General features: G+C 69.2%; 22 protein-coding genes. 7 read left to right on the top strand and 15 right to left on the bottom strand.

Annotated elements, in window-relative coordinates; translation table 11 throughout:
• Positions 1-251: 251 nt before the first annotated feature.
• From AC3WR5_RS23870 to AC3WR5_RS23895, 6 genes are all read right to left on the bottom strand, one after another.
• Positions 252-2,300 carry a S9 family peptidase gene (locus tag AC3WR5_RS23870; protein WP_492487651.1) on the bottom strand — a complete coding sequence of 683 codons (2,049 nt, stop codon included), beginning with the start codon at positions 2,298-2,300 and terminating at the stop codon, positions 252-254.
• Between the two features lie 172 nt (positions 2,301-2,472).
• Positions 2,473-3,423, bottom strand: a complete 951-nt coding sequence (locus AC3WR5_RS23875; RefSeq protein ID WP_141289408.1) for a hypothetical protein — start codon at positions 3,421-3,423, stop codon at positions 2,473-2,475.
• 181 nt (positions 3,424-3,604) lie between these two features.
• Positions 3,605-5,845 carry a protein kinase domain-containing protein gene (locus tag AC3WR5_RS23880; RefSeq protein ID WP_492487653.1) on the bottom strand — a complete coding sequence of 747 codons (2,241 nt, stop codon included), beginning with the start codon at positions 5,843-5,845 and terminating at the stop codon, positions 3,605-3,607.
• A 98-nt stretch (positions 5,846-5,943) separates the two neighbouring features.
• Entirely contained in the window at positions 5,944-6,576 is a 633-nt protein-coding gene (locus AC3WR5_RS23885) for a DUF938 domain-containing protein (RefSeq protein WP_492487655.1), read from the bottom strand.
• Positions 6,573-7,637, bottom strand: a complete 1,065-nt coding sequence (locus AC3WR5_RS23890) for a hypothetical protein (protein ID WP_492487656.1) — start codon at positions 7,635-7,637, stop codon at positions 6,573-6,575. The genes AC3WR5_RS23885 and AC3WR5_RS23890 overlap by 4 nt, the downstream gene beginning before the upstream one ends.
• Positions 7,638-7,784: 147 nt before the next feature.
• Positions 7,785-8,831 carry a hypothetical protein gene (locus AC3WR5_RS23895; protein ID WP_492487658.1) on the bottom strand — a complete coding sequence of 349 codons (1,047 nt, stop codon included), beginning with the start codon at positions 8,829-8,831 and terminating at the stop codon, positions 7,785-7,787.
• 274 nt (positions 8,832-9,105) lie between these two features.
• Here AC3WR5_RS23895 and AC3WR5_RS23900 point away from each other — a divergent pair, with 274 nt between their 5' ends.
• The 5 genes from AC3WR5_RS23900 to minE all read left to right on the top strand — a co-directional run bounded on the left by AC3WR5_RS23900 (position 9,106) and on the right by minE (position 12,562).
• Positions 9,106-9,348: a hypothetical protein gene (locus tag AC3WR5_RS23900; protein WP_492487660.1), complete on the top strand. Its 243-nt coding sequence runs from the start codon at positions 9,106-9,108 to the stop codon at positions 9,346-9,348.
• Positions 9,349-9,449: 101 nt separating this feature from the next.
• Positions 9,450-10,625, top strand: coding sequence for a tRNA-dihydrouridine synthase (locus tag AC3WR5_RS23905; protein ID WP_492487662.1), 1,176 nt, complete (start codon positions 9,450-9,452; stop codon positions 10,623-10,625).
• Positions 10,516-11,322, top strand: a complete 807-nt coding sequence (gene minC, locus AC3WR5_RS23910) for a septum site-determining protein MinC (RefSeq protein ID WP_492487664.1) — start codon at positions 10,516-10,518, stop codon at positions 11,320-11,322. The genes AC3WR5_RS23905 and minC overlap by 110 nt, the downstream gene beginning before the upstream one ends.
• 158 nt (positions 11,323-11,480) lie before the next feature.
• On the top strand, positions 11,481-12,296 hold the full coding sequence (minD, locus tag AC3WR5_RS23915; RefSeq protein ID WP_141290048.1) for a septum site-determining protein MinD: 816 nt from the start codon (positions 11,481-11,483) through the stop codon (positions 12,294-12,296).
• Between the two features lie 5 nt (positions 12,297-12,301).
• The gene (minE, locus tag AC3WR5_RS23920; protein WP_141290049.1) at positions 12,302-12,562 is read left to right on the top strand and encodes a cell division topological specificity factor MinE; all 261 of its coding nucleotides are present in this window, start codon (positions 12,302-12,304) and stop codon (positions 12,560-12,562) included.
• A gap of 84 nt (positions 12,563-12,646) precedes the next feature.
• Here the strand turns inward: minE and AC3WR5_RS23925 are convergent, their stop codons facing one another.
• The 7 genes from AC3WR5_RS23925 to AC3WR5_RS23955 form a co-directional block, all read right to left on the bottom strand.
• The gene (locus AC3WR5_RS23925) at positions 12,647-13,732 is read right to left on the bottom strand and encodes a hypothetical protein (protein WP_141290050.1); all 1,086 of its coding nucleotides are present in this window, start codon (positions 13,730-13,732) and stop codon (positions 12,647-12,649) included.
• A gap of 242 nt (positions 13,733-13,974) precedes the next feature.
• On the bottom strand, positions 13,975-14,862 hold the full coding sequence (locus AC3WR5_RS23930; RefSeq protein WP_492487667.1) for an HDOD domain-containing protein: 888 nt from the start codon (positions 14,860-14,862) through the stop codon (positions 13,975-13,977).
• Positions 14,863-14,919: 57 nt separating this feature from the next.
• Positions 14,920-15,612 (bottom strand): hypothetical protein, encoded by a 693-nt coding sequence (locus AC3WR5_RS23935; protein ID WP_492487668.1) that lies wholly within the window; start codon positions 15,610-15,612, stop codon positions 14,920-14,922.
• Positions 15,609-16,049 carry a response regulator gene (locus AC3WR5_RS23940; RefSeq protein ID WP_492487670.1) on the bottom strand — a complete coding sequence of 147 codons (441 nt, stop codon included), beginning with the start codon at positions 16,047-16,049 and terminating at the stop codon, positions 15,609-15,611. The genes AC3WR5_RS23935 and AC3WR5_RS23940 overlap by 4 nt, the downstream gene beginning before the upstream one ends.
• Positions 16,046-18,310, bottom strand: coding sequence for a sensor histidine kinase (locus tag AC3WR5_RS23945; protein ID WP_492487672.1), 2,265 nt, complete (start codon positions 18,308-18,310; stop codon positions 16,046-16,048). Before AC3WR5_RS23945 ends, AC3WR5_RS23940 begins: the two co-directional genes overlap by 4 nt.
• Complete coding sequence (locus tag AC3WR5_RS23950; RefSeq protein ID WP_492487675.1) at positions 18,307-18,927, bottom strand: biliverdin-producing heme oxygenase; 621 nt, start codon at positions 18,925-18,927, stop codon at positions 18,307-18,309. Before AC3WR5_RS23950 ends, AC3WR5_RS23945 begins: the two co-directional genes overlap by 4 nt.
• 204 nt (positions 18,928-19,131) lie before the next feature.
• On the bottom strand, positions 19,132-19,542 hold the full coding sequence (locus tag AC3WR5_RS23955; protein WP_141289595.1) for a GlcG/HbpS family heme-binding protein: 411 nt from the start codon (positions 19,540-19,542) through the stop codon (positions 19,132-19,134).
• Positions 19,543-19,630: 88 nt separating this feature from the next.
• Here AC3WR5_RS23955 and AC3WR5_RS23960 point away from each other — a divergent pair, with 88 nt between their 5' ends.
• Positions 19,631-20,164 (top strand): YgjP-like metallopeptidase domain-containing protein, encoded by a 534-nt coding sequence (locus AC3WR5_RS23960; protein ID WP_492487677.1) that lies wholly within the window; start codon positions 19,631-19,633, stop codon positions 20,162-20,164.
• A 1-nt stretch (position 20,165) separates the two neighbouring features.
• Here the strand turns inward: AC3WR5_RS23960 and AC3WR5_RS23965 are convergent, their stop codons facing one another.
• Positions 20,166-20,561 (bottom strand): methylglyoxal synthase, encoded by a 396-nt coding sequence (locus AC3WR5_RS23965; protein ID WP_492487679.1) that lies wholly within the window; start codon positions 20,559-20,561, stop codon positions 20,166-20,168.
• A gap of 40 nt (positions 20,562-20,601) precedes the next feature.
• Entirely contained in the window at positions 20,602-21,417 is an 816-nt protein-coding gene (locus AC3WR5_RS23970) for a ParA family protein (protein WP_492487681.1), read from the bottom strand.
• Between the two features lie 103 nt (positions 21,418-21,520).
• Here AC3WR5_RS23970 and AC3WR5_RS23975 point away from each other — a divergent pair, with 103 nt between their 5' ends.
• Positions 21,521-22,099: a DUF1415 domain-containing protein gene (locus AC3WR5_RS23975; protein WP_492487683.1), complete on the top strand. Its 579-nt coding sequence runs from the start codon at positions 21,521-21,523 to the stop codon at positions 22,097-22,099.
• The last annotated feature ends 55 nt before the right edge of the window (positions 22,100-22,154 follow it).

Below are 22,154 nucleotides of genomic sequence, written 5' to 3' on the forward strand. Positions count from 1 at the left end.
CTCCTCGGTGTGGTGGGAAGGCGGAAGAATCGGAGCGCACTATCGCCGCGGCCGGCGCCCCGCCGCGCTCGGACTTTCCCCCAGCCCTGCGCGGCATTCGGCAGCATGGACGGGGCTTGCGACACGGCCGTGACGTGGCGGGGCGATGAGGGACAACCCGCAGGCTGGCCGTGAAAAACGGCCCCGAAGGGCCGTGCGGTGGGGAAAAACGGCCCCGAGTGGCCGTGTGGTGGGCTTTGCCGGCCGTCGCTTCAGGGCTGCGGCTTGAGCAGCGTCTGCTGCATGAACAGCACCATCGCGTAGAACTGGTAGTCGGCGTTTTCCTTGCGGCGGAAGCCGTGGCCTTCGTTCTCGGCGCGCAGGTACCAGACGGGCGTGCCGTTGGCGCGCACCTTGGCGACGATCTGCTCGGCCTCGGTGTAGGGCACGCGCGGGTCGTTCTTGCCCTGGATGACAAAGATCGGCTTGTGGATCTTCGCCGCGTTCGTCAACGGCGAGATCTGTTCCAGGTGGGCCTTCATCGCGGGGTCGCGCTCGTCGCCGTATTCCACCCGGCGCAGGTCGCGGCGGTAGCTCTCGGTGTTGTTCAGGAAGGTCACGAAGTGCGAGATGCCGACCACGTCGATGTTGCCGGCAATGCGGTCGGAGTAGTTCGTCGCCACCGCCAGGCTCATGTAGCCGCCATAGCTGCCGCCGGTGACCAGCACGCGGCTGGCGTCCAGGTCGGGCTGGGTGGCGATCCAGTCCAGCAGCGCGCCGATGTCCTTGACCGAGTCCTCGCGCTTGAAGCCATTGTCCAGCGCCAGGAAGGTCTTGCCGTAGCCGCTGGAGCCGCGCACGTTGGGGCGGATCAGCGTCACGCCCAGCTCATCGATGAAGTAATTGGCCCGGCCGTTGAAGCCGAACTCGGACTGGCCTTCGGGGCCGCCGTGGATGTCGATCAGCACCGGCCGCTTGCCGGGGAAACGGGCGGCGGGCGCGCGCGTGATCAGGCCGGAAATTCCCAGCCCGTCGAAGCTCTTCCAGCGCACGATCTGCTGGCGCGCGAACTTGCTGGCATCCAGGCCCTCTGGCGCAAAGGCCTGGGTCCACTGCTGCACCTGGCCGCTGGCCGGGTTCAGGCTGTAGAGCTGGCCCGGGCCGGCCGAGTTGTTGACTGCAAAGGCCAGCTCGCGCGTGGCCGGATGGAAATGCAGCTGGGCGACCGTGCCTTCGGGCAGCTTGGGCTGCGGCACTTCGCTCACGGTGCGGCCGTCGAACAGGTGCAGCGTGCCCATGCCGTCTTCATTGGCCAGCACGGCCAGCAGCGTGCCGTCTTCGGTCTGGCTGCTGACGCTCACGTCCCAGTGGATGTGGCGGCTGGCACGCGTCACGGCGCCACTGGCCAGGTCCAGCCGCATCAGCTCCTGGAACTCGCCGTCGCGGTCACTGGTGAAGATCAGGCCCTTGCCGTCGGGCTGGAAGGCGGCCGGCGTGTAGCTGGCCTTGGCGGCGGTGGTGCCGGGCGCAGGCAGCAACTGGCGGCGCTGGCCGGAGGCCATGTCCAGCAGCCAGATCTCCGACTCATTGGCGGAGATGTAGCGGGTCAGTGCGAGCTGCCTGTCGTCCGGCGAGACGGCGGTCGCCTCCCAGCCGCCACCGGGCAGCTCGGCCAGCTTGCGGCGCTCCTCGGGCTTGAGCGGGTCGGTCAGCCAGATCGTGGTGTCCACGCTGGCGCGCTTGCCGCCTTCGGCGGTGCGGTCCAGCGGCACCGAGCTGGAGACCAGCCGTGCCGGCGGCTTGGAGGCGGCACCCGGCGCGCGTTCCTCGCCGTGCAGCCAGACGTTGATCGCGTGTCGCTCGTTGGGCTCGCCAATCGGCGTGACCAGGCGGGTGTCCAGGTCCAGGCGGTAGAGCTGGTCGGCCTCGCTGCCGCCGCTGCTGCGCTGGAAGACGATGTAGTGGCCGTCGCGCGGGTCGTAGCTGCCGCGCGTGACCGGCTCGTTGCCTTCGGTCAGCGGCTCCAGGTCGGCCATCGGCCCGCTGAGGCGGAACAGCTGCGGCACGCTGGCACCGGCCAGCCGGTGCGCCACCAGCATCTCGCGCTGGTTCGGGTGCCAGTCCACGAAGCTGGTGCCACGGAACTCGGTGTAGCGCTGCACGCTGTTGACCAGCGCCATCGGCACCGGCGGGATGCCTTGCACGACCAGGTTGGCATTGGGCGCGAGCACGCCGGTGTTGCCGGCAGGGCCGGTTGGCGTTGCGCAGGCGGCCACCAGGGCTGCGGTGGCCAGCAAGCTGCAGGAGGTCAGGAGGCGCATGGGTGAGGCGGGCGTTGAGGCGGGTGGCGACTAGGACAAAAGGCCGGCGTGCAGATCGCACGCCGGCCGCGAATGACAAGCGATGGGCTACTTTACCGTTGACCGCCGCGCTGCCGCCGCAGCGCGAGGCTGCCGGCAGGGTGGCCCACCGCTGGCCAAGCGTCGAAGTACCTCAGTCCTGGCCCGTTGCGTCTGCCTTGCGGATCACGAAGCCGCGGTTCTTGCCGGTGCTGGCGTCATAGCCGAAGCCCACGACCTGGCTGTACTTGATGGACCAGGGCGAGGTGCTGCCCAGCGTGCCGGCGCTGAACTCGCTCACTGCGCCCGTGGCGGCCGTGTAGTAGCAACCCCAGTTGTTGAAGCTCGCATCGGAGCAGGTGCCCACGCTGTCGCCCTTCTTGCTCAGGCCGTAGATGGTGGCGGCGTGGTTGATCGAGTTCTTCGCGTCGACGATGGTGAAGCTGCCGTCGGCCTTCTGCACGAAGCTGTGGTTGGCGTAGGTGCCGGCCTCGGTGTACATGCCGGCAAAGTCACCCTTGTCGTTGATGCTGCGGATGTAGGTGTAGATGGCGCCAGGGGCGGAGTAGAGGGTGTACGTGCCGTTCTTCAGCGTGAAGCCAGAGACGGTGAAGTAGGTCGGCTTGGTGGGGTCGGGGTAGAAATAGGTATAGCCGGCGATCACGCCGTGGTTGTTGATGCTTTCGGCAAAGGTCGCCCGTGCGGCCGGCACGCGCACCGGCTTGAACTTGTCCTTGGCGATGTTGTAGTACCAGCCCTGGGCCCAGCCATCGATGGTGGATTGGCCGACCACCACGCCCTTGTCGTTGATGCTGCGCGGGAAGGTGGCCGTCGGCGCGTCGGGGTCCTTCAGGTCGGTGTAGCTGCCGTCGGCGGAGCGCACGAAGCCATAGGCCTTGTAGCTGGCGTCGAAATAGAAACCTACCACCATGCCGGCCTTGTTGACATCGAAGGCATGGGTGTCGAAGGCAGAGTTGTCGTGGGCCGAGAAAATCAGCGGCTCGCTGGGTTTGGCGGCCAGCGCGGCATGCGGCGTGGCCAGCGAAAAGCTCAGCGCCGAGAGCGCGGCGAGATTGGCGATGGCGGAAAATCGAACTGCGGACATGGGGTTTCCTGTTTCAATTTGGGGAGATGACCAACGGGCCGGACCAGGCGGTCGTCGTGAGGTCTCGGTGTGATGAATTGTTGGTGTCCGGGCACCAAAGCGGTGCCCACGAACTGCCCACGGCGGGTCAACCAATGGCGCACGAGCTGGCCTGCGGTGCCGTTGCCGGCGCTCGGTCTCCCTAGTCTTTGGGGGGAGGCAGTGCGGCCAGCTCTTTCGAGATGTGCTGCACCAGCGGGCTTTGCGATCCGAAGCGGCGCTGGTAGATGGCGATGATTTGCACATACGCGGCGCGGGCCGATGCCAATTCGCCCATGCGCGCCTCGGCCTGGGCCAGCATGTAGCGCGCGCTGAGGGTATCGAACTGGTCCGCGCCAAACTGCCGCTCGAAATCCTGGGCCACTTCGTGCAATATGGCTTTGCCCTCGACCAATTGGCCCAGCGTGACCAATGACTGTCCGTAGACGGCCCTGGCCAAACCCCTTTGCCGCGGGGTGGCCGAAGGATTCTTCTCGGCCAGCTCGGCCATTTGCCTGAATTGCGCGGCGGCTGCGGTGGGTTGGTTTTGCGAATTCGCGACATTGCCCAGCAGCTGGTGGCATTTGCAGCGCGTGGCCAGGCTGAGCGCACTGGCTGGCGAGGCCAGCGCGGCGCGGGCCTGCTCGGCCAGCGGTTGCGCAGCCGCCAAGTCGCCCCGCATCAGCAGCGCGCCGCCCAGGTCGCAGCGGGCATTGAGCACCGCGTCGGAGCCATCGCCATGGGTTTGCTGGCCGATCTCCAGCGCGCGCTGGAAATGCGGCACGGCGTCGTCGAGTTCCAGCAGCGCGAGGAAGTTGTTGCCAATGGCCTGGTGCATCGCGGCTGCGGTGGCCGGGGCGCCCTTGAGTTCCACGTCCAGCCGCTGGCCAGCGCGGCGCATTGCATCGCGCAGCGTGATGTCGTGGTCGCCGCCCAGCGCGGGGTTGGCGGCCTGCAGGAAGCCCACTGCGATGAAGTCGGTGACGGACTGGGCCTTCAGGTGCTGGGCGACGGCTTCATCGCGCTGCAACCCGGCTTCCCTCGCAAAGAACAGGCTGGCTGCGGTGCCGGCCACGAACAACGCCGACGCCGCGATGACCCACGGCCGCCGGGCGCGCGAGGCCGCCAGCAGCCGCTCGCTGCGCTGTGCATCCTGCTCGCGCCGTTGTTGGTCGGCCAGCTGCGCCTGCCGCTGCGGGAGCGACTGCAGGCGCCGCGCCAGTTCCTGCAGCGAGGCCATGCGCTGCGCCGGGTCGCCCTGGGTGGCCAGGCCGATGTCCTCGCGCAGCAGCGGGTCGGTCACGTCGGCCTCCCAGCTGGGCGAGATCGGCCGGTCGAAGTCGGCCACGACCAGCTGGTAGAGCATCACGCCGAAGGCATAGACGTCTGAGGCGACCGTGGCGGCTCGGCCGACCAGGCGCTCGGGTGCGAGGTACATCAGCGTGCGCCGCTCCGAGCCTTCGGGCAGCACGGCCAGCGTGGAGGCGCGCTCGCCGGGCGCCGGGGGCAGCTCGGGCAACTGCCCGCTGCCGAAGTCTATGATGTGCACCTGTGGCGCGGCGCCGGGTGTTTCGTCCAGCAGCAGGTTGTCTGGCTTCAGGTCCTTGTGCAGTACGCCGACCGAATGGGCAGCGGCCATGGCTTCGGCTGCAGCGGCCAGCGCGGCCAGCCGCTGCGCCAGTGGCAGCTTGGCCAGGCCGCCTGCGCGCGCGGCCCAGCGCAGCAGGTCTGGCCCGGCGTAGGCGGTGCACACAAAGTAGGGCGCGCGCGTCAGGTTGGCGTCCAGCGGCTGCAGGAAGGCTGGGCGCTCGCCCAGTGCCGTGGCCAGCACGCGGGCGATGTGCAGCTCGCGGCGCAGGCCTTGCAGGTGCAGGTCGGCATGCAGCGCGAACTTGAAGACGGCCTGCCTTCCGTCGGCATGCAGGGCGGTCCACACGGCCGAGGCCTGCCCGGCCCGCAAGGCCGCCTGTAGCAGCCAGCCAGGCGCGTGCGGCACCGGCCGGCCGGGCAGCAGGCCATCGGCCAGCGTGGGCGGCGGGGCCACCGGGCTGGCGCTGGCCGGCTGCAGCAGGCGGTAGCCGGTTTGCGGCAGCACGCCGATCAACTGTGCGGCTTCATTGCCCAGTGCGCGGCGCAGCTTGGCCACGGCGTTGGAGACGGCGTTGCGCGAGATGGTGTCGCGGCTGCGGTGCCAGATGCTGGCCAGCAACTCGTCGGCGCTGACGACCTGGCCCTCGGCCCGCAAGAGGCGCTGCAGCACCTTCAGCGGCACGCGTTCGGCGCGCACCGGCGCGCCATGCACGCGCAGCTCGAAGCTGCTCTCGTCGAATTCGATGGCGCCGACGCGCCACAGCAGCGGCAGCAGTTCGGCGGCTGCGGACGGGGCTTCGTCAGCGCGGTCCATGGGCAGCGGGTCGGAACAGGGAGGGCGGGCGGCGCATCGGCGGGATGGGGGTACGGCAGGCCCGCTGGGCCACGCAGCTTGCGTGCCGGCCTGCCGGATCAGCGCTCCCGAGGCGCTGGTTGCCACACCAGCAACTGGTTGTTGGCCGGCATGGCGCGCCGCTGGGCCAGCTGCAGGCCATGCCTGGCCGCGACCTGTTGCACGGCTGCCAGGTGGCGCAGGCCCCAGGCCGGGTCGCGCTGGCGCAGGTCTTCGTCGAAGGCGGCGTTGCTGGGTGCCAGCGGCTCGCCTTCGATGACGAACGGGCCATAGACGATCAGCTGGCCTTCGGGCAGCAGCACAGCGGTGGCCAGCCGCATCAGCGCGTCGCAGGCCGGCCAGGGCGAGATGTGCAGCATGTTGGCGCAGAAGAGCAGGTCCTGGCTGGCGGCGGCCACCGGTGCATCCTCGAGGTCGGCTGGCAGCGTCAGCAGGTCCAGCTGGAATGGCGCGGCGACGTTCGGCAGCGCTGCGCACCACTGGCGCACCGAGGCGAAGTTGCCTTCGTCGGCATCGGTGGGCTGCCAGTGCCAGCCCGGCAGGAGGCCGGCGAACCAGGCCGCGTGCTGGCCGCTGCCGCAGGCGATCTCCAGCGCGTGGCCCTGGGCCGGCAGCAGGCCGAGCAAGGCCTCGCCGATGGGGCCGCGATTGCGCTCGGCGGCTGGGCTGTGGCGAACGGCGGGAAGGTTCATTGCGGCGTGCTGCCGGTCTGCTCGACGCCGGTCATCCAGGCGTGGCGGATCAGGCGCCCGCACTGCGCCGATGCGTAGCCCTGCTTCTCGCCTTCCTGCTGGCGTGCCAGCACGCCGTACCAGGTCTTGCTCTGGTCGATCCAGGGGTAGAAGCCGAAGGCGCCGGCACTGCTGAAGGCGCCGTCACCGACCAGGCTGTCGTCCTCGACCCAGTGGCCAACGGCGTAGTGCCAGCTCTCGCTGGTGGGCACCGGGCCGACGATGGCATTGGCCGTGCTGCAGCCGTGGGCCGTGTCCAGCGGGTTGGTGCAGACCGAGGCGTAGCCCAACGCGCCGTTCATCTTCAGCCGGCCGCTCAGGATGGCGCGCAGGAAGGTGGCGTAGCCGTCGGCCGTGGTGTAGACCCCGCCGGCCAGCAGCGGCTGGCCGTAGCCGAAGGTGACGCCCAGCGCCGACGAGACCTCGGTGCCCAGCGCCTGCGCGGTGTAACTGCCCAAGCCCACCAGGCTGGCATGTTTTTCCATGTGGCCGCTGTCGTAGTCGAACTTGCCGGTGGTGCTGGCGTCCTGCAGGCCGCTGGTGGCCGTGCTGTTGAGGCATTCGTCCACGGTCTTGATGCTGTCCGCACCGCAGGCCAAGGCAGACGAGAGGTTGCCCAGGTTGGTGTAGCCGCTGGTGAAGTGCAGGTAGGGCAGGTCGGCCGTGGCGCTCAGTGCGCTGGCGCTGCCACGGCGCTGCACCACGTAGGCGCCGTAGATCCACTTCGAGGCCGAGGCAATGCTCATCAGCGTGCTCGAGGTGGCGCCCAGCTCGCCGGAGACCATCGCGCCGTCGGCATTGCCGATCTGCCAGAAATACGGGCCCAGCCTGTCGGTGCTGCACAGCGCGTTGTGTTGCGCCGTGGCGCTGGCGGCTGCGGCGCTGGTGGACGTGGGCGCGGCGGGTGCTGGCGGTGGCGGTGGTGGCGGCGAGGGAGGGGGCGGAGGGGGTGTCGGCCCCGGGGCGGGGGCTGGCGTGGGCGCGCTGACGTCGCCACCCCCTCCACCCCCGCAGGCAGTCATGGCAAGGGCGGAACACAAGGCCATCCAGGCCATGGCAAAACGAGGCGGCAAGGCAAACTCCGGGTGATCTGTACGGCGAGCGTGCAGCTTACCCGCTGCCACCCCCAGGCCAGCCTTCCGCCGAGCCCGTTCCTGTGACCGTCTGTCTCAGTCCGGCGCGCTGCTCTTCTGCTCCCGGCCGGTCAGCCAGGCATGGCGGATCAGCCGGCCGCACTGCGCCGAGACATAGCCTTGCTGGTCGCCATCGCTGTCACGCGCGAGGATGCCGTAGTAGCGCTTGCCGGCTTCGATCCAGGGGTAGAAGCCGAACGAGCCGGGGCTGCTGAAGGCGCCGTCGCCCACCGCGGGGTCGTCTTCCACCCAGTGTCCCAGCGAGTAATGCCAGCTCTCGTTGGACGGGATGGGGCCGGGCAATGCCAGCGCGGGCGAGCAGCCGTGCTGCAGGTCGCTGGGGTTGGTGCAGACCGCGTGGGTGCCCAGCGCATTGCTCATCTTCAGCGCGCCGGCCAGCAGCCGCTGCAGGTACTGGCGGTAGGTGCTGGCATTGGTGTAGAGGCCGCCGGCCAGCAGCGGCTCGCCGTAGATGAAGGGCACGCCCAGCGTGTTGAGCGCGCCTGCCGACAGGTCCGGGTTGGCCAGGTCGCCCATGCTGTTCAGGCTGGCGTGTTTTTGCAGGTGGCCGCTGTCGTAGTCGAACTTGCCCGTGGTGGCGCTGTTCTGCTGGCTGCCGCCGGGCACGGCCTTCATGCAGTCGTCCACCGTGTTGACCCGGTCGGCCGCGCAGGCCTGGGCCGCAGACATGTTGCCCATGTTGCTGTAGCCGCTGGTGAAGTTCAGGAAGGGCAGGTCGTTTTCAGGGTCCAGCCTGGCCTGGCCGCCGCGCACTTCAACCACGTAGGCGCCATACACCCACTTCGACGCCGAGGCCACGCGCATCAGCACGCTGTCGTCGCTGCCCACCTGGCCGCTGGCCAGGATTTGCGAGGCATCGCCGATCTCCCAGTAGAACGGTCCCAGAAAGGCCTGGCTGCACAGCGCGTTGTCCTGGGCCGTGGCCTTGGCGGCCAGCAGGCTGTTGGCCGTCGGGCCGGCAAAGCCGGGCGGCGGCGCGGCCGCGCCGGCCGTGACATGGGACACAAACGACAGGACGAGCGCAGCTGCGCCCGCCCCGGAACGGACTTGAAACTTGCACATGGTGGTTCCCAACGAAAGCGCGCCGTGCACGATTGCCGGCGCATCGGCGCGCAAGACGGCAAGGGGCGTGCCACGACAGGCCTCATCGGCCTGTCGTACGCGCCTGTCGGACAAGCACTTACATCTGCCGGCGCCGCGCACCGACAGCCGGTGCGGCATTGCGCTGATGGGGCAGTGTTTGCAGGAAGCCTAGAGTTCAATCCAAGCCGATCCCGTTTGCCTGTGCTCCCAGTGTCGAGGCGCAGCGTTGAAAGGGATCAAAAAGGAGATCCCCATGGACATCACCTTGACCCCGGCAGTGCAGACCTCAGCTTCAACCCTGCCCGCCGCCGCCATCTACCAATTGCGCTTCCAGTCGCTGTTCAACCAGGGGCGCGCGATGGCCTTTCCCTGTGATGCGGCCGGGCATGTGGACCTGGACGCACTCAGCGAGGTTGCGCGCGAGAACTACTTCTACGCCCGTGCGGTGATCGGCCGCGAATACGCCGTGCCGGCCATCGTGCCGCTGTACCACTGACGCCGGGCGAGTGGCCCCGCCGCGGGCCACCGCTGCTTAAGCAGGTATCGTTCGCCTCTTGCCGGTGGCACTCGCCGCCGGCCCAGGCGATGGACGAGACGATGAACCTGCTGCTGGCCCCGATGGAGGGCTTGCTCGACTTCACCTTGCGCGACGTGTTGACGCGCGCCGGTGGCATTCAGCGCTGCGTGAGCGAGTTCATCCGCATCACCGACATGCTGCTGCCCGAACGGGTTTACCAGCGCGTGATGCCGGAACTCGCCAACGGTGGCTTCACGCCGGCTGGCATTGCGGTCCGCGGCCAGCTGCTCGGTTCGGACCCGGCCTGCCTGGCGGATAACGCCGCCCGCATGGTCGCCATGAGCCCGCATGGCGTGGACCTCAACTTCGGCTGCCCGGCCAAGATCGTCAACCGCCACGGCGGCGGTGCCTCGCTGCTGGACGACCCCGAACTGCTGCACCGCATCCTTGCTGAGGTGCGACGCACCGTGCCGGCCGGCACCGTGGTCTCGGCCAAGATGCGGCTGGGCACGCAGGACGACAGCCGGGCGCTGGACTGCGCCCGCGCGCTGGCCGACGGTGGGGCGATGGAGATCGTGGTGCATGGCCGCACCAAACTGCAGGGCTACAAGCCGCCAGCCTACTGGGCCCGCATTGGCGAGGTGCGCGAAGCGGTGAACATACCGGTGATTGCCAACGGCGAGATCTGGAGCGTGGCCGATGCCAGGCGCTGCCTGGCCGAATCCGGCTGCCGCGACCTGATGCTGGGCCGTGGCCAGGTGGCCGACCCCGGGCTGGCGCTGGCCATCCTGCATGACCAGGCCGTGAATCACGCCAAGGACGCCCGGGCGCCCGCGCTCAGCTGGCCCGAGGTGCTGCAGCTGTTCGCGGCCTACTGGGGCATCGTGCGCGCCCACATCGTGCCGCGCTACCAGGCCGGCCGGCTCAAGCAGTGGCTGCAGCACCTGCGTCGGCGCTACCCGGAGGCGGAACTGGCCTACCAGGCGTTGCGCACCGAGCAGAACGCCGAACGCCTGGCCACCACGCTGCTGGGCGAGCACGCCAGCGTGCCGTTTGATGGGCGTTTCGTGGGCCCGACGGGGGCTGGCCGGTACACTGCGGGCTTCGCTGCGGCACCGCCGCCCCTTCCCGCGACCCATCCAAGCAATGGCCGTTTCCTCCAAGGCATCCAAAGCGAGCAAAGCGAACGCCACCGCGGTGTTCGACCTGAAGAGCGCGCAGCTGAGCGTGCTGGCGCTGCTGCTCAAGACGCCTGAACTGGAAGCCTTGCGCGAGGCGCTGGCCGAGCGCTACGGCGCGACACCCGGCCTGTTTGAGCAGGAACCCTTGTGCATTGACCTCTCCGCGCTGCGCGAAGCCGCCCAGCCGCTGGACTTCGGTGCGCTGCTGACGCTGTTGCGTGGCCATGGCTTCAACCCGGTTGCGGCGCGTGGGGGCAGCGAAGAACAGATGGCCGCGGCCCGGGCCGCGGGCTTGAGCGAGGCGCCTGACGAGGCGGCGGCGCGCGCCGAGCCCGCGCAAGATTTGCCGCAGGTTGTCGAACCGGTGGCCGAGGTGGCGGTTGAAACGCCGGCCGAGACCGTTGCTGCACCGGCGCCTGCCGCACCTGCTGCAGCGGCCCGCACGCTGATCATCGACAAGCCGCTGCGGTCCGGCCAGCAGGTGTATGCCCGTGGAGGCGACCTGATCGTGCTGGCGGTGGTGAGTTTCGGTGCCGAAGTGATTGCAGACGGCAGCATCCACGTCTACGCCCCGTTGCGCGGCCGTGCGCTGGCCGGTGCCCAGGGCGACACCTCGGCGCGCATCTTCGCGGCGGTGATGGAGCCGCAGCTGGTGTCGATTGCCGGCACCTGGCGCACGCTGGAAAACGGGCTGCCGGCCGACGTGGTGGGCAAGCCTTCCCAAGTGCGGCTGGACGGCGACAAGCTGTTGTTCGAGCCGCTGAAGTTCTGAGTGATGAATGCCCCCAGACCTGCCGCTTCGCGTCAGGCCCCCCCGAGGGGGTCAAGGAAACTTGGGGCGGCCCGGCGTTTCCTTGAGTTTTTCGATTTCTGTCGTTTATCCGGCCGGCCTTGGCGGCTCGCCGGTTGACTGCAAAGGATGTGTTTGAGATGAGCAAGATCGTGGTGGTGACTTCAGGCAAGGGCGGCGTGGGCAAGACCACCACCAGCGCCAGCTTTGCGTCTGGCCTGGCCTTGCGCGGCCACAAGACGGCAGTGATCGACTTCGACGTCGGCCTGCGCAACCTGGACCTGATCATGGGCTGCGAACGCCGCGTGGTCTACGACCTGATCAACGTGATCCACAACGAGGCCAAGCTCAGCCAGGCGCTGATCAAGGACAAGCAGTGCGACAACCTGTTCGTGCTGGCTGCTTCGCAGACGCGCGACAAGGACGCGCTGACGCAGGACGGCGTCGAGCGGGTGCTAAAGGAACTGTCCGACATGGACTTCGAGTACATCGTCTGCGACTCGCCGGCCGGCATCGAGACCGGCGCGCTGATGGCCATGCACTTCGCCGACGAGGCGCTGGTGGTGACCAACCCCGAAGTCTCCTCGGTGCGCGACTCGGACCGCATCCTGGGCATGCTGGCCAGCAAGACCAAGCGGGCGATCGAAGGCAAGGAGCCCATCAAGGAACACCTGCTGATCACCCGCTACAACCCCAGCCGCGTGGTCGGCGGGCAGATGCTGTCGCTGGAAGACATCCAGGAGATCCTGCGCATCGAGCTGATCGGCGTGATCCCCGAGTCGGAAAGCGTGCTGGACGCGTCCAACCAGGGCCTGCCTGCCGTGCACCTGAAGGGCACCGATGTGGCCGAGGCCTACCAGGACGTGGTCGCTCGCTTCCTGGGCGAAGACAAGCCGATGCGCTTCGTCGACGCGGCCAAGCCCGGCTTCTTCAAGCGCATGTTTGGCGGGAGGTGAGCGGCATGTCGTTTCTGTCTTTCCTGCTCGGCGAGAAGAAGGCCACGGCCAGCGTGGCCAAGGAGCGCCTGCAGATCATCCTCGCGCACGAGCGCAGCGGCCGCAGCGCCGCCACCCCCGACTACCTGCCAGCGTTGCAGCGTGAATTGGTCGCGGTGATTTCCAAGTACGTTTCCATCAATCCGGAAGACATCAAGGTGCTGCTGGAACGGCAGGACAACCTGGAAGTGCTGGAAGTCAAGATCGAGCTGCCTGACCGCAAGTAGGTGGGCTTGCTCGTCGGCCGTTCGGCGGCAGTGCGTTCGACGAGACGACCTTGCCCTGGGCCTGCAGCCGCCCGCCGCGGCACTTCAGTCCGGCTGCGTGCCGGTCTGCTCGCGGCCCGTGACGAAGGCATGGCGGATCAGTCGTCCGCACTGGGCCGATTCATAGCCGGAGGCAAAGCCCTGCTCGTCGCCATCGCGTTGGCGGGAGATGACGCCGTAGAAGCGCTTCTCGCTGTCGATCCAGGGGTAGAAACCCAGCGCGCCGGGGCTGCTGAACGCGCCGTCGCCCATCACCGGGTCGTCCTCCACCCAGTGGCCCAGCGCGTAGTGCCAGCTCTCGCTTTCAGGAATGGGCGCGGGCAGCGAGGCATCCGGCGAGCAGCCGTGCGTGGTGTCGGTTGGGTTGGTGCACACGGCATGGGTGCCCAGGCTGGCCGCCAGGTTCAGCTCGCCCTTGAGCAGCTTGCGCAGGAACACGGCGTACTGCGCGGCGCTGATGTGCACGCCGGCCGCCACCAGCGGCTGGGCGTAGTTCAGGCTCACGCCCAGTGCCTGGCCCACGGTCTGGCTCAGCATGGGGCCGTCCACCGCACCCAGACCGTGCAGGCTGGCGTGCTTCTGCATGTGGCCGCTGTCGTAGTCGAACTTGCCCACGGTGGCCGGGTCCTGCTGGCCGGTGACGGGCGTGGCGTTCAGGCAGTCATCCACGGTGATCACCTCACCCAGGCCACAAAAGGCGGCAGACACCATGTTGCCCAGCCGCGTGTAGCCGCTGGTGAAGTGCAGGTAGGGCAGGTCGGCTTCTGGGTCCAGCGGGTGTGTGGAGCTCAGCTTCTCGAACACGTAGGCCACGTACAGCCACTTGGAGCCGGAGGCGACGCTCATCACCGTGCCGGCGCCGGGCCCGGTGGAGCCGCTCACCAGCGCGCCCTCGGCATTGCCGATCTCCCAGTAGTAGGGGCCAAGCCGGCCGTTGCTGCACAGCGGGTTGTTCGCTGCGGTCGCAATGGCCGCCGCCAGGCTGAGGGTGCTGGGCACCCCGTAGGCGGCCTTCGCGGGGGTATCCGGCGGCGGCGCGGCCGCGTTGGCCGATGAGCAGGTGAACGCGGGCCAGGTGGCGGCCAGCAGCAAGCCGCGCCGCAGCGCGGCGGCGTCGAGTCCGTTCGTCATTGGTCTTCTCCCTTGACCGGTGGTTTTCACCGGCGGCGCGGCCTACGCAAGAGCCATGCCTTTGCGGGCCTTGCGGCGAGGTCAGCCTAGGGGCCGAAGAACTTGCCGCGGCCCTGGATGGACCCATACGGTTGCGGGTTGGGGTGTCACCACCACCCGCCGAACGGGTTGGCATGGCCGCCCCGGGGCGGCCCGTTGCCGGCCGGGCGCAGCCGTCTCGACGCAGCGCCCGGCGCTGAAGCTCAGGCCGTTTCCAGCTCGCCTGTGAGCAGGTCTTCCCAGTGCTCGACGTCGCCTTCGTCGATCTGCAGCCAGTTCATCGCCCGGCCTCGATGGTCTTGCCAGTCGGCGTCCGGCGGCAGGGCTTCGTGGCGGCGCATCAGGTGTTCGGCGACCAGGCCGGCGGCGACCAGGGTGTGGACTTCGGGGTCGGTCTCGCGGTCACCCAGCATGTCCAGGTCGTGGTGGCGGCGCAGGGCCACCATCACTTCCGGCGCCAGGCGCCAGATGCGGGCCACCAGCGCACCGACGACGGCATGGTCCGTCCGGTGGTTGGCGTTTTCGGTGGCGATGCAGGAGCGGTCGATGCGGGCTGCCGCCTCGGTCATCGTGCCGGCGTAGCCGCGCAGGCTTTGCAGCATCACCGGCAGGCCGACGTGGCAGAACAGGCCATAGGTTTGCGCCAGGTCCTCCGACATGCCGGGCAACTGCCGGGCGATGAAGGCCATCGCGCTGGCGCGTTTTCCGGAGCGTTCCCAGAAGCGCTGCAGCTGCGGCGCCCTCACGGGCAGCGCGCTGCGCAGCAGGAAGGCCGTCAGCTGCGCGGCCGACTGGTCCAGCCCCAGCCGGTAGAGTGCCTGGCCGACCGTGTGCACCGGCTGGCCGGTCGAGAAGGCGGGGCTGTTGGCGGCTTTCAGCAACACCGCGGCCATGGCCACATCGCTGCTGGCGATGCGGGCCACGGCCTGCAGGTCGGGCTCGGGCTGTGACAGCGCCAGGCGCAGCTCGCCGAGCAGGGCCGGACAGGGCGGGATCTGGATGGTTTTCAGCGGGCCGCTGGCGCGGGCCTTGTCCAGCTCCAGTGCAACGGCTTGGGATCGGGCAGAAAGCGGGGACGCTATCAAAGGCATGGGCGACACGTCTGGCGGGTGACAACTGCCAGTCTTATCGGCCAGCGCGCGGCCGAATCAAGCCGGGTCGGGGCGTGCCAGCTGCAATTCGAGCCGGCCCGGGCCGCTCGTCAGCACGGCCTGGCTGGCGTCGGCCAGCGCGGCCAGCGCCGGCAGCAGGATCTGACGTGAGGTGGGCAGCGGGTGTCGGTGCTCGGCTGCGGGGGCCGGCCGGCTGGCGCCAGCGCGCAGCTGCAGGCTGGCCGGACCGGCTTCGATCTGCAGCTGGCAAGGCGCCCAGCAGTCCAGCACATGGCAGATCAGCCCGGCGATCAGGAACATCAGTTCGTCCCGCTGCCATTCGTCTGCCGGTTCGCCCGAGGGCGCTCCGGCGTCTTCTTGAGAAGCAGGTGCCAGGTCCAGCTCGAAGCCCTGCAGGGTCAGCACGGGCTGCAGCCAGCCGACGCATTGGCTCAAGGCGGCAGGCAGGCCGATGCGGCCGGCCTGGCTGGGGTCCCAGTGGCGAAACTCGCGCAGCTGCTGCGTGACCTGTGCCATGTGCTGGTTCAGTTCCTGGGCCCGCTCCAGCGCGCCGGCCAGGTTGGGCGGGTCGTTGCCCAGGCGCTTGATCAGCACCGCCACGCCCATGCGCGCGACCGATACCGGCCCCAGCATGTCATGCCGGATGGAAGGCAGCAGGCGCAGCAGCAGCTCGTGGCGCACGCCCTGGGCGATCCAGTGGGACTGCGAAGTCCCGGCAGGCGAGCTCATTCGCCTGCCCGGCCCGGCGGCGGCAACAGCGCCAGCAAGGCATCGATGTCCACCGGCTTTTGCAGGAAGTGATCGAAGCAGGCCTCGATCTGCGCAGCATACGGGCCCAGCCGGTCATGACCGCTGACGGCGATCAGCAGCGGGGCCGGTTGGGCAGCGGTGGCCCGTGCGCGCAGCTCGCGCGCCAGCTCGCTGCCGGGCTGGTCCGGCAGGCTGAGGTCGATCAGCGCCACGGCCATCGGCATGGCCTGGGCCAGCGCCATGCCGTCGGCTGCCAGGTGGGCCAGGTGAGGCTGGTAGCCCTCGAAGGCCAGCAGCTCGCCGAGCAGCTCGGCGGCATCCAGCCCGTCGTCGACGATGAGGACATGCGGCCCGCCGGTGGCCGGCTGCGCCTCGGGGGTGTCGGGGCCCTGGGGAGCCTGGCTCATGGTGCTCATGCGGCACCGCCTGCCGGGTTCGGTGGTGAAGCGGCTGCGGCCTGCCAGCGCGGCAGCTCCATCGTGAACACCACCTCCGGGGCGCGATGGACGTAGTGCAGCAGGCCACCGTGGCTGCGCACCACCTCGTGCGCGATGTACAGGCCCAGGCCCAGGCCTTGGCGGTTGCGGGGGTTGCGCATCGAAGAAACCTTGAAGGGGTCGAACAGCGAATCGCTGATGTCTTGCGGAATGGGCGGCGCGACATTGCGCACTTCCAGCCGCACCTTGTCATCCGGCCCGCTGACCTCCAGCACGATGGGCCGGCCCGGTTCGCCATGGTGGCGGGCGTTGCCGAGCAGGTTGGCCAGCACCTGGGCCAGGCGGTCGGGGTCGGCGTGCACCCAGTGCGGCGGCCCGTAGAGGCGCTGGAACTGCAGGTCCGGGTAGGCGCCCAGTTTTTCCTCGACCAGTTCGTCCAGCAGCGCCACCAGGTCCACCTGCTGCGGCGTCATCTGCAGGCCCAGGCCGCCGCGCAGCCGGGTCATGTCCAGCACCTGCTCGACCAGGCGCTGCATGCGGCCGCTGGAAGCCTTGATGCGCTGGCCCAGCCTGGCATGGCCTTGCGCCTCGCCCCGTTCCAGCACCTGGGCCGCCAGCGAGATCGAGTTCAGTGGATCGCGCAAGTCATGGCCCAGCACGGCCAGCAGGTGGGCCCTGGCGCGCTCGATCTCGGCATTGCGGGTGCGGCTGGCATGGCCCAGTTCGTCCAGCCACTGGCGGGCAATCGCCAAGTCGCTGTCGCTCCAGGGCACAGCGCTGTCGCGCACGGTTTCGCGCCATTCGGCGAACGAGCCACGGGGCGTCAGCCGCGGTCCGGACGGGCCGGGCACGTAGTTCTTCTCGGGTTTGCCGCCCCAGCGCACGGTCTCGACCTGCTCGCGGCGCAGCAGGATCAGCCAGGCGCCGTTGGCCGCATCGAAGCACAGCGCCAGCAGGCCGCACCAGCCCTGCACAGCGGCCTGGGTCGCCTCGGGCCAGTCGGCCAGCGCATGGCGCACCACCAGCAGGCCTTCGGCCGGCTCGGGCAGCGAGCCGATCACCGCGGCGGCGTGTTCGCGGTCGGTCAGGCCGCTGAGCGCCAGCTTGCCACCGGCCACGAGGATGGCGGCATGCGCCTTCATGGTCTGCCGCAGCGCGCCGGCTTCCTGGGCCAGCGCGCCCAGCACGTCGTCGGCATGCAGCACGGCCTCGGTGCAGCGGCTGCGCAGCGCCGCGGCTTCGTCGGCCCTGCGGGCATGGGCGCTGGTGCGCAGGTTCTGCACCGCGACGGCGACCATCTGCGCCAGCACGTCGCAGGCCATGCGCAGCGAATACGGCACCACGCGGCGGCGCATGTGGTGGCAGGCCAGCATGCCCCAGAGCCGGCCTTCGACGACGATGGAAATGCTCATCGACGCGCCAATGCCCATGTTGCGCAGGTATTCGATGTGGATGGGCGAGACGCTGCGCAGCACCGCGTGGCTCAGGTCCAGCGGGGCCTGGCCCGGCAGGCCGACCAGCGGCACCTGCTCGCTCTGCACATCGGCGATCAGCCGCAGCGTGTTCAGCAGGTAGAGCCGGCGCGCCTGGGCCGGGATGTCGCTGGCCGGGTAGCGCCGGCCCAGCAGGCTGTCCAGGCCATCGGCATGGGCCTCGGCGACGATGTCGCCGCTGTCGTCGTGGCGGAAGCGGTAGGCCATCACCCGGTCGAAGCCGGTCAGCTGCCGCACCTCCTTGACCGCCAGTTCCATCAGCGCCTGCACGCTGGTCTGGCGGCGAAACTTGTCCAGTCCGCGGTGGGCATGCAGCGCAAAACGTGCGATCTCGTCGTCGCTCTGTTCGCGCTGCTCGAATTCGACGATCACGCCTTGCGGGTCGCGGTGCACCACCAGGTCCCAGACCTGGCCGGCCAGCGTCAGGTCACCCGAGGCGGTGAAGGGGGGATCGGCCGGTCCGCCGGGCGGGGCGGACATCGTCTCGGCGACCAGTTCGTGCACCGCCGGCGCCTCCTGGAAATGGCCGGCGTGCAGCGTGTCGCCCAGTTCCGGCAAGCTGGCGGCCAGCGCGGCGGCGTTGGCGCTGCGCCAGCACAGGCGGCCCGTGGCGTCGAACGCGAACAGCACGCCATGCGGCTGCACCGCACCGGGAATGTGGATCGGCTCCTGGTCGCAGTTGTCCAGCGTGACCGGCGCCGGTCCGGGCTGGGCCTGAGCGGGTGGCATGGCGGTCGCTTCGCTCACGCAGCGGGCTCCAGGGCCGCTGCGGTGGCGAGGGGTCCGGGGTAGACCGCCAGCAGCCGGCCGAAGGCGTCGGCGGCGCCAGCGCAGGCCTGGGCGATGTCGGCCGGGCCTTGCACTTCCTGGCGCATCAGCTGGCAGAAGCGTGCCCAGCGCGGCCCGGGCATGCCGCCACCGGCTTGCAGGAAACGCAGGGGCTGCGGCGCCAGCGGGCTGGCCAGCCGCCTGTACAGCACGCTGGCGCCCAGTGACGAGCCTTCCAGCACGTAGGCCGCGCCCCAGCGGTAGGCAGCGCCGGCTTCGTCCGGCCAGGGCGCGGTCGGAGCCGATGGCACACGCGCCGCCGCGGCGGCACAGGCCGCGGGGCCGGCGACGCGCAGGTCTTCGGCGATCCAGTCGAGCTGCGGCTGAGGCTGCAGTTCGGCGTGGGCATCCGGCCCCACCGCTTGCCGTGCGCGCCAGGCCAGCATCGCGCTCAGCCAGGGCTGCAGCGCGAGCAGGTGTTGCAGGTAGTCGCCAAGGCTTGGCGCATTGCCTGCGATCGGCACCCGTTCGTCCAGCGCGCGGTGCAGGATCGCCGTGCGCAGGCGCAGTGCCTGCAGCACATCTTCAGTTCGCACCCCACTTGGCACGGTGGCGCCGACCGTGTCGGCAAGGGCGGCAGGCGGCATACGGGAGCGGGTTTTGACGAGGGGCGGGCATGCAGGGCGCATCTGCCGACGAGTGTAGTGGTCGTCCTTGGCCCCACTTGTCAGCACAGTCCTACATCGCCGCAGGACAGGCCCGCGTTCGGCGGCGACTGCCGCCCCGCGTGATCAAGGTGATCAGGGCAGCGTCAGCGCGGCAATGCCGGCCTTGGCGATCTGCGCGTCTTCGCTGGACTTCACGCCGCTGACGCCCACCGCGCCAATGACCTGGCCCTGCACGATGACCGGCACGCCGCCTTCGAGCATGCCTTCGAGGCCAGGCGCGCTGAGGAAGGCGAAACGGCCCTTGTTGATCACGTCTTCATAGACTGCGCTTTCCTTGCGGCCCAGCGCCGAGGTGCGGGCCTTGGCCGGGGCCATGTGCGCCGACATGGCCGGCGCACCGTCCAGGCGGTAGTGGCCCAGCAGGTGGCCGCCGTCGTCGACCACGGCGATGGTCACGGCCCACTTGTTGGCCTGCGCCTCGGCGCGGGCGGCGTTCAGGATGGTGACGACGTCTTCGTGTTGCAGGACATGCTTGGTGATCATGGTGGCGGGTTCCTTCGCCTGAGCTGGCGGAATGAGGGTGGAGGGTGGAGGGTGACAGCCGCAAGTATCCCGCGGCGACAATCCGGCCATGTCCACGCCCGTCTCGCTGATCCCGCAATACCTCGGCGGCTACCCGGCCTCGCTGCAGGCCCAAGCCCTGAAGCTGGCCGAGCAGGGCCGGCTCGGCACGGTGCTCGAAAGCCGCTACCCCGAGGCCCACACGGTGCGCACCGATGCCGCGCTGTACGCCTATGTGCAGGACATCAAGGCCCGCGGCATGCGCCAGAGCAGCCCCGTCTCGATGGTGGTCTACGACACCAAGCTCAAGGTGCTGAGCCAGGCGCTGGGCACGCACACCCGCATCTCGCGCGTGCAGGGCGGCAAGCTCAAGGCCAAGCGCGAGATCCGCATCGCCAGCCTGTTCAAGGACGCCCCGGCCGACTTCCTGCGCATGATCGTCGTGCACGAACTGGCCCACCTGCGCGAAGCCGATCACGACAAGGCCTTCTACAGCCTCTGCGAGCACCTCGCACCGGACTACCACCAACTGGAGTTCGACACGCGGCTGTGGCTGCTGCAGCGGGCCTTGGCGGGCAAGCCGAAGCCTGCGGTCGAAAGCTGATTCAGCCGGCGGCGAGCGGCGAGGCCGTTTTGCCCGACTGCCAAGCCTGGAGCAGCAGTTCAGCACTGGCCAAATTCGTCGCGCACGGAATGTTGTGCACGTCGCAAGCCCGCACCAGTGCGTTGATGTCCGGCTCGTGCGGCTGCGGGGTCATCGGGTCGCGCAGGAAGATCACGCCGTCCACGCCGCCGGTGGCCAGGCGGGCGCCAATCTGCAGGTCGCCGCCCAGCGGGCCGCTGAGCAGGCATTCGACGGAGAGTCCGGCCTCGCTTTTCAGGCGGCTGCCGGTGGTGCCGGTGGCCATCAGCGTGCAGGTGGCGAGCCAGGCGGCGTGGCGGGTGGCCAGGCCGACGATCTGTTCCTTGCGGCCGTCGTGGGCAATCAGCGCGATGTTCATGCCTGCATGCTAGCCAGCCGCGGTTACCGTGTCACAACGATCAGCCCGCTGCAGCCTTGGCGCTTTTACGGGTGGGCGTGGGGGCGGGAGGCTTGGTGATGGCCGCATGCAGCGCGACGAAGTCCAGCGTCAGCGCATGCGAAGGTGCCAGCTGGATCAGTGGCCGGGCCAGCTGGTGCGACTCCTTGACCTTCACGCTGGCGCCCAGGTAGGGCTGCAGCACCGGCAGGCCTTCGTCGATCAGCTCCTGCACCAGCTGCTGCGGCAGCCGGGCACGGGCCTGGAACTGGTTGACGATGATGCCGGCCACGACCAGTTCCTTGTTGTGGTCGGCCTGGATCTCCTGCACGTTCTCCAACAGCGCGTAGAGCGCGCGGCGCGAGAAATCGTCGCAGTCGAACGGGATCAGGCAGGCCTGCGCAGCGATCAGCGCCGAGCGGGTGTAGAAGTTCAGCGCCGGCGGTGTGTCGATCCAGATCTGCGCATAGTCCTGGCCCAGTTCGGCCAGCGCGTCGCGCAGCTTGTAGATCTTGTAGCGCGACTCCAGCTTGCCGTGCATCTCGTCCAGCGCCGGGCTGGAGGCCATCACGTCCAGGTTGTCGAACGGCGTGGCGCTGATGAAGTCCTGCAGCGCCGGGGTGCGCACGCTGAACTTGAGCTGCTGCTCGAAGAAGTCGGCCACGCCGGGTGGCGCTTCGTCGGCCCCGTCGCCCAGCAGGTAGCGGGTGGAGTTGCCCTGCGGGTCCAGGTCCACCACCAGCGTGCGCTGGCCTTGCGCGGCGCTGATGGCCGCCAGGTTGCAGGTGATGGTCGACTTGCCGACGCCGCCCTTCTGGTTGAACACCACGTAACGCATCTGCCGCTCCCTCCCGGTTTCGGCAACGGTCGAAGGACCGCCGCGGAGCCTCGATTGTGCATCGCAGCATGCGGCCGTGCCTGCTCGGCGCGACAATCGGCCGATGCCTGCTGCCGACACCTCTTTGCCGCTTTCCGCCGACGAGTCGGCCGCTGTCCTGCTGGCCACCCAGCGCTGGCTGGAGAACGCCGTCATCGGCCTGAACCTTTGCCCGTTCGCCAAGGCCGTGTGGGCCAAGCAGCAGGTGCGCATCGTCGTCAGCGAGGTGGACTCGCCGGAGGCGCTGGTCGAGGTGCTGCGCGCCGAGCTGCGCCACCTGGCCGCGACCGACGCGGAAACCACCGACACCACGCTGATCGTGCACCCGCTGGTGCTGCAGGACTTCCTGGACTTCAACGACTTCCTCGGCGTGGCCGATGGCGTGCTTGTCGACGAGGACCTGGAGGGCGAACTGCAGGTGGCCAGCTTCCACCCGCAGTTCCAGTTCGAAGGCACCGCGCCCGACGACATGGGCAACTTCAGCAACCGCTCGCCGTACCCCACGCTGCATCTGCTGCGCGAGGACAGCATCGACCGCGCGGTGGAAGCCTTCCCCGAGGCAGAAGCCATCTATGAGCGCAACATCGAGACGCTGGAGAAGCTGGGCCCTGCCGGCTGGCAGGCGCTGTTCCCGCCGCGCTGAACCCCGGCCCGAACGCCGGGCACGCCACGTGCTCGGGCCCTCCTACAATCCGCCG

Source organism: Ideonella sp. FW305-24 (assembly GCF_058788035.1).

What these genes read in the sequence shown, in the direction of transcription:
- AC3WR5_RS23975 (WP_492487683.1), top strand. Translation starts at nt 21,521, where the DNA reads ATGCCTGCTGCCGACACCTCTTTGCCGCTTTCCGCCGACGAGTCGGCC.
- minC (WP_492487664.1), top strand. Translation starts at nt 10,516, where the DNA reads ATGGCCGTTTCCTCCAAGGCATCCAAAGCGAGCAAAGCGAACGCCACC.
- AC3WR5_RS23870 (WP_492487651.1), bottom strand. Translation starts at nt 2,300, where the DNA reads ATGCGCCTCCTGACCTCCTGCAGCTTGCTGGCCACCGCAGCCCTGGTG.
- AC3WR5_RS23955 (WP_141289595.1), bottom strand. Translation starts at nt 19,542, where the DNA reads ATGATCACCAAGCATGTCCTGCAACACGAAGACGTCGTCACCATCCTG.
- AC3WR5_RS23875 (WP_141289408.1), bottom strand. Translation starts at nt 3,423, where the DNA reads ATGTCCGCAGTTCGATTTTCCGCCATCGCCAATCTCGCCGCGCTCTCG.
- minE (WP_141290049.1), top strand. Translation starts at nt 12,302, where the DNA reads ATGTCGTTTCTGTCTTTCCTGCTCGGCGAGAAGAAGGCCACGGCCAGC.
- AC3WR5_RS23900 (WP_492487660.1), top strand. Translation starts at nt 9,106, where the DNA reads ATGGACATCACCTTGACCCCGGCAGTGCAGACCTCAGCTTCAACCCTG.
- AC3WR5_RS23890 (WP_492487656.1), bottom strand. Translation starts at nt 7,637, where the DNA reads ATGACTGCCTGCGGGGGTGGAGGGGGTGGCGACGTCAGCGCGCCCACG.
- minD (WP_141290048.1), top strand. Translation starts at nt 11,481, where the DNA reads ATGAGCAAGATCGTGGTGGTGACTTCAGGCAAGGGCGGCGTGGGCAAG.
- AC3WR5_RS23880 (WP_492487653.1), bottom strand. Translation starts at nt 5,845, where the DNA reads ATGGACCGCGCTGACGAAGCCCCGTCCGCAGCCGCCGAACTGCTGCCG.
- AC3WR5_RS23970 (WP_492487681.1), bottom strand. Translation starts at nt 21,417, where the DNA reads ATGCGTTACGTGGTGTTCAACCAGAAGGGCGGCGTCGGCAAGTCGACC.
- AC3WR5_RS23930 (WP_492487667.1), bottom strand. Translation starts at nt 14,862, where the DNA reads ATGCCTTTGATAGCGTCCCCGCTTTCTGCCCGATCCCAAGCCGTTGCA.
- AC3WR5_RS23935 (WP_492487668.1), bottom strand. Translation starts at nt 15,612, where the DNA reads ATGAGCTCGCCTGCCGGGACTTCGCAGTCCCACTGGATCGCCCAGGGC.
- AC3WR5_RS23925 (WP_141290050.1), bottom strand. Translation starts at nt 13,732, where the DNA reads ATGACGAACGGACTCGACGCCGCCGCGCTGCGGCGCGGCTTGCTGCTG.
- AC3WR5_RS23940 (WP_492487670.1), bottom strand. Translation starts at nt 16,049, where the DNA reads ATGAGCACCATGAGCCAGGCTCCCCAGGGCCCCGACACCCCCGAGGCG.
- AC3WR5_RS23895 (WP_492487658.1), bottom strand. Translation starts at nt 8,831, where the DNA reads ATGTGCAAGTTTCAAGTCCGTTCCGGGGCGGGCGCAGCTGCGCTCGTC.
- AC3WR5_RS23960 (WP_492487677.1), top strand. Translation starts at nt 19,631, where the DNA reads ATGTCCACGCCCGTCTCGCTGATCCCGCAATACCTCGGCGGCTACCCG.
- AC3WR5_RS23965 (WP_492487679.1), bottom strand. Translation starts at nt 20,561, where the DNA reads ATGAACATCGCGCTGATTGCCCACGACGGCCGCAAGGAACAGATCGTC.
- AC3WR5_RS23905 (WP_492487662.1), top strand. Translation starts at nt 9,450, where the DNA reads ATGAACCTGCTGCTGGCCCCGATGGAGGGCTTGCTCGACTTCACCTTG.
- AC3WR5_RS23885 (WP_492487655.1), bottom strand. Translation starts at nt 6,576, where the DNA reads ATGAACCTTCCCGCCGTTCGCCACAGCCCAGCCGCCGAGCGCAATCGC.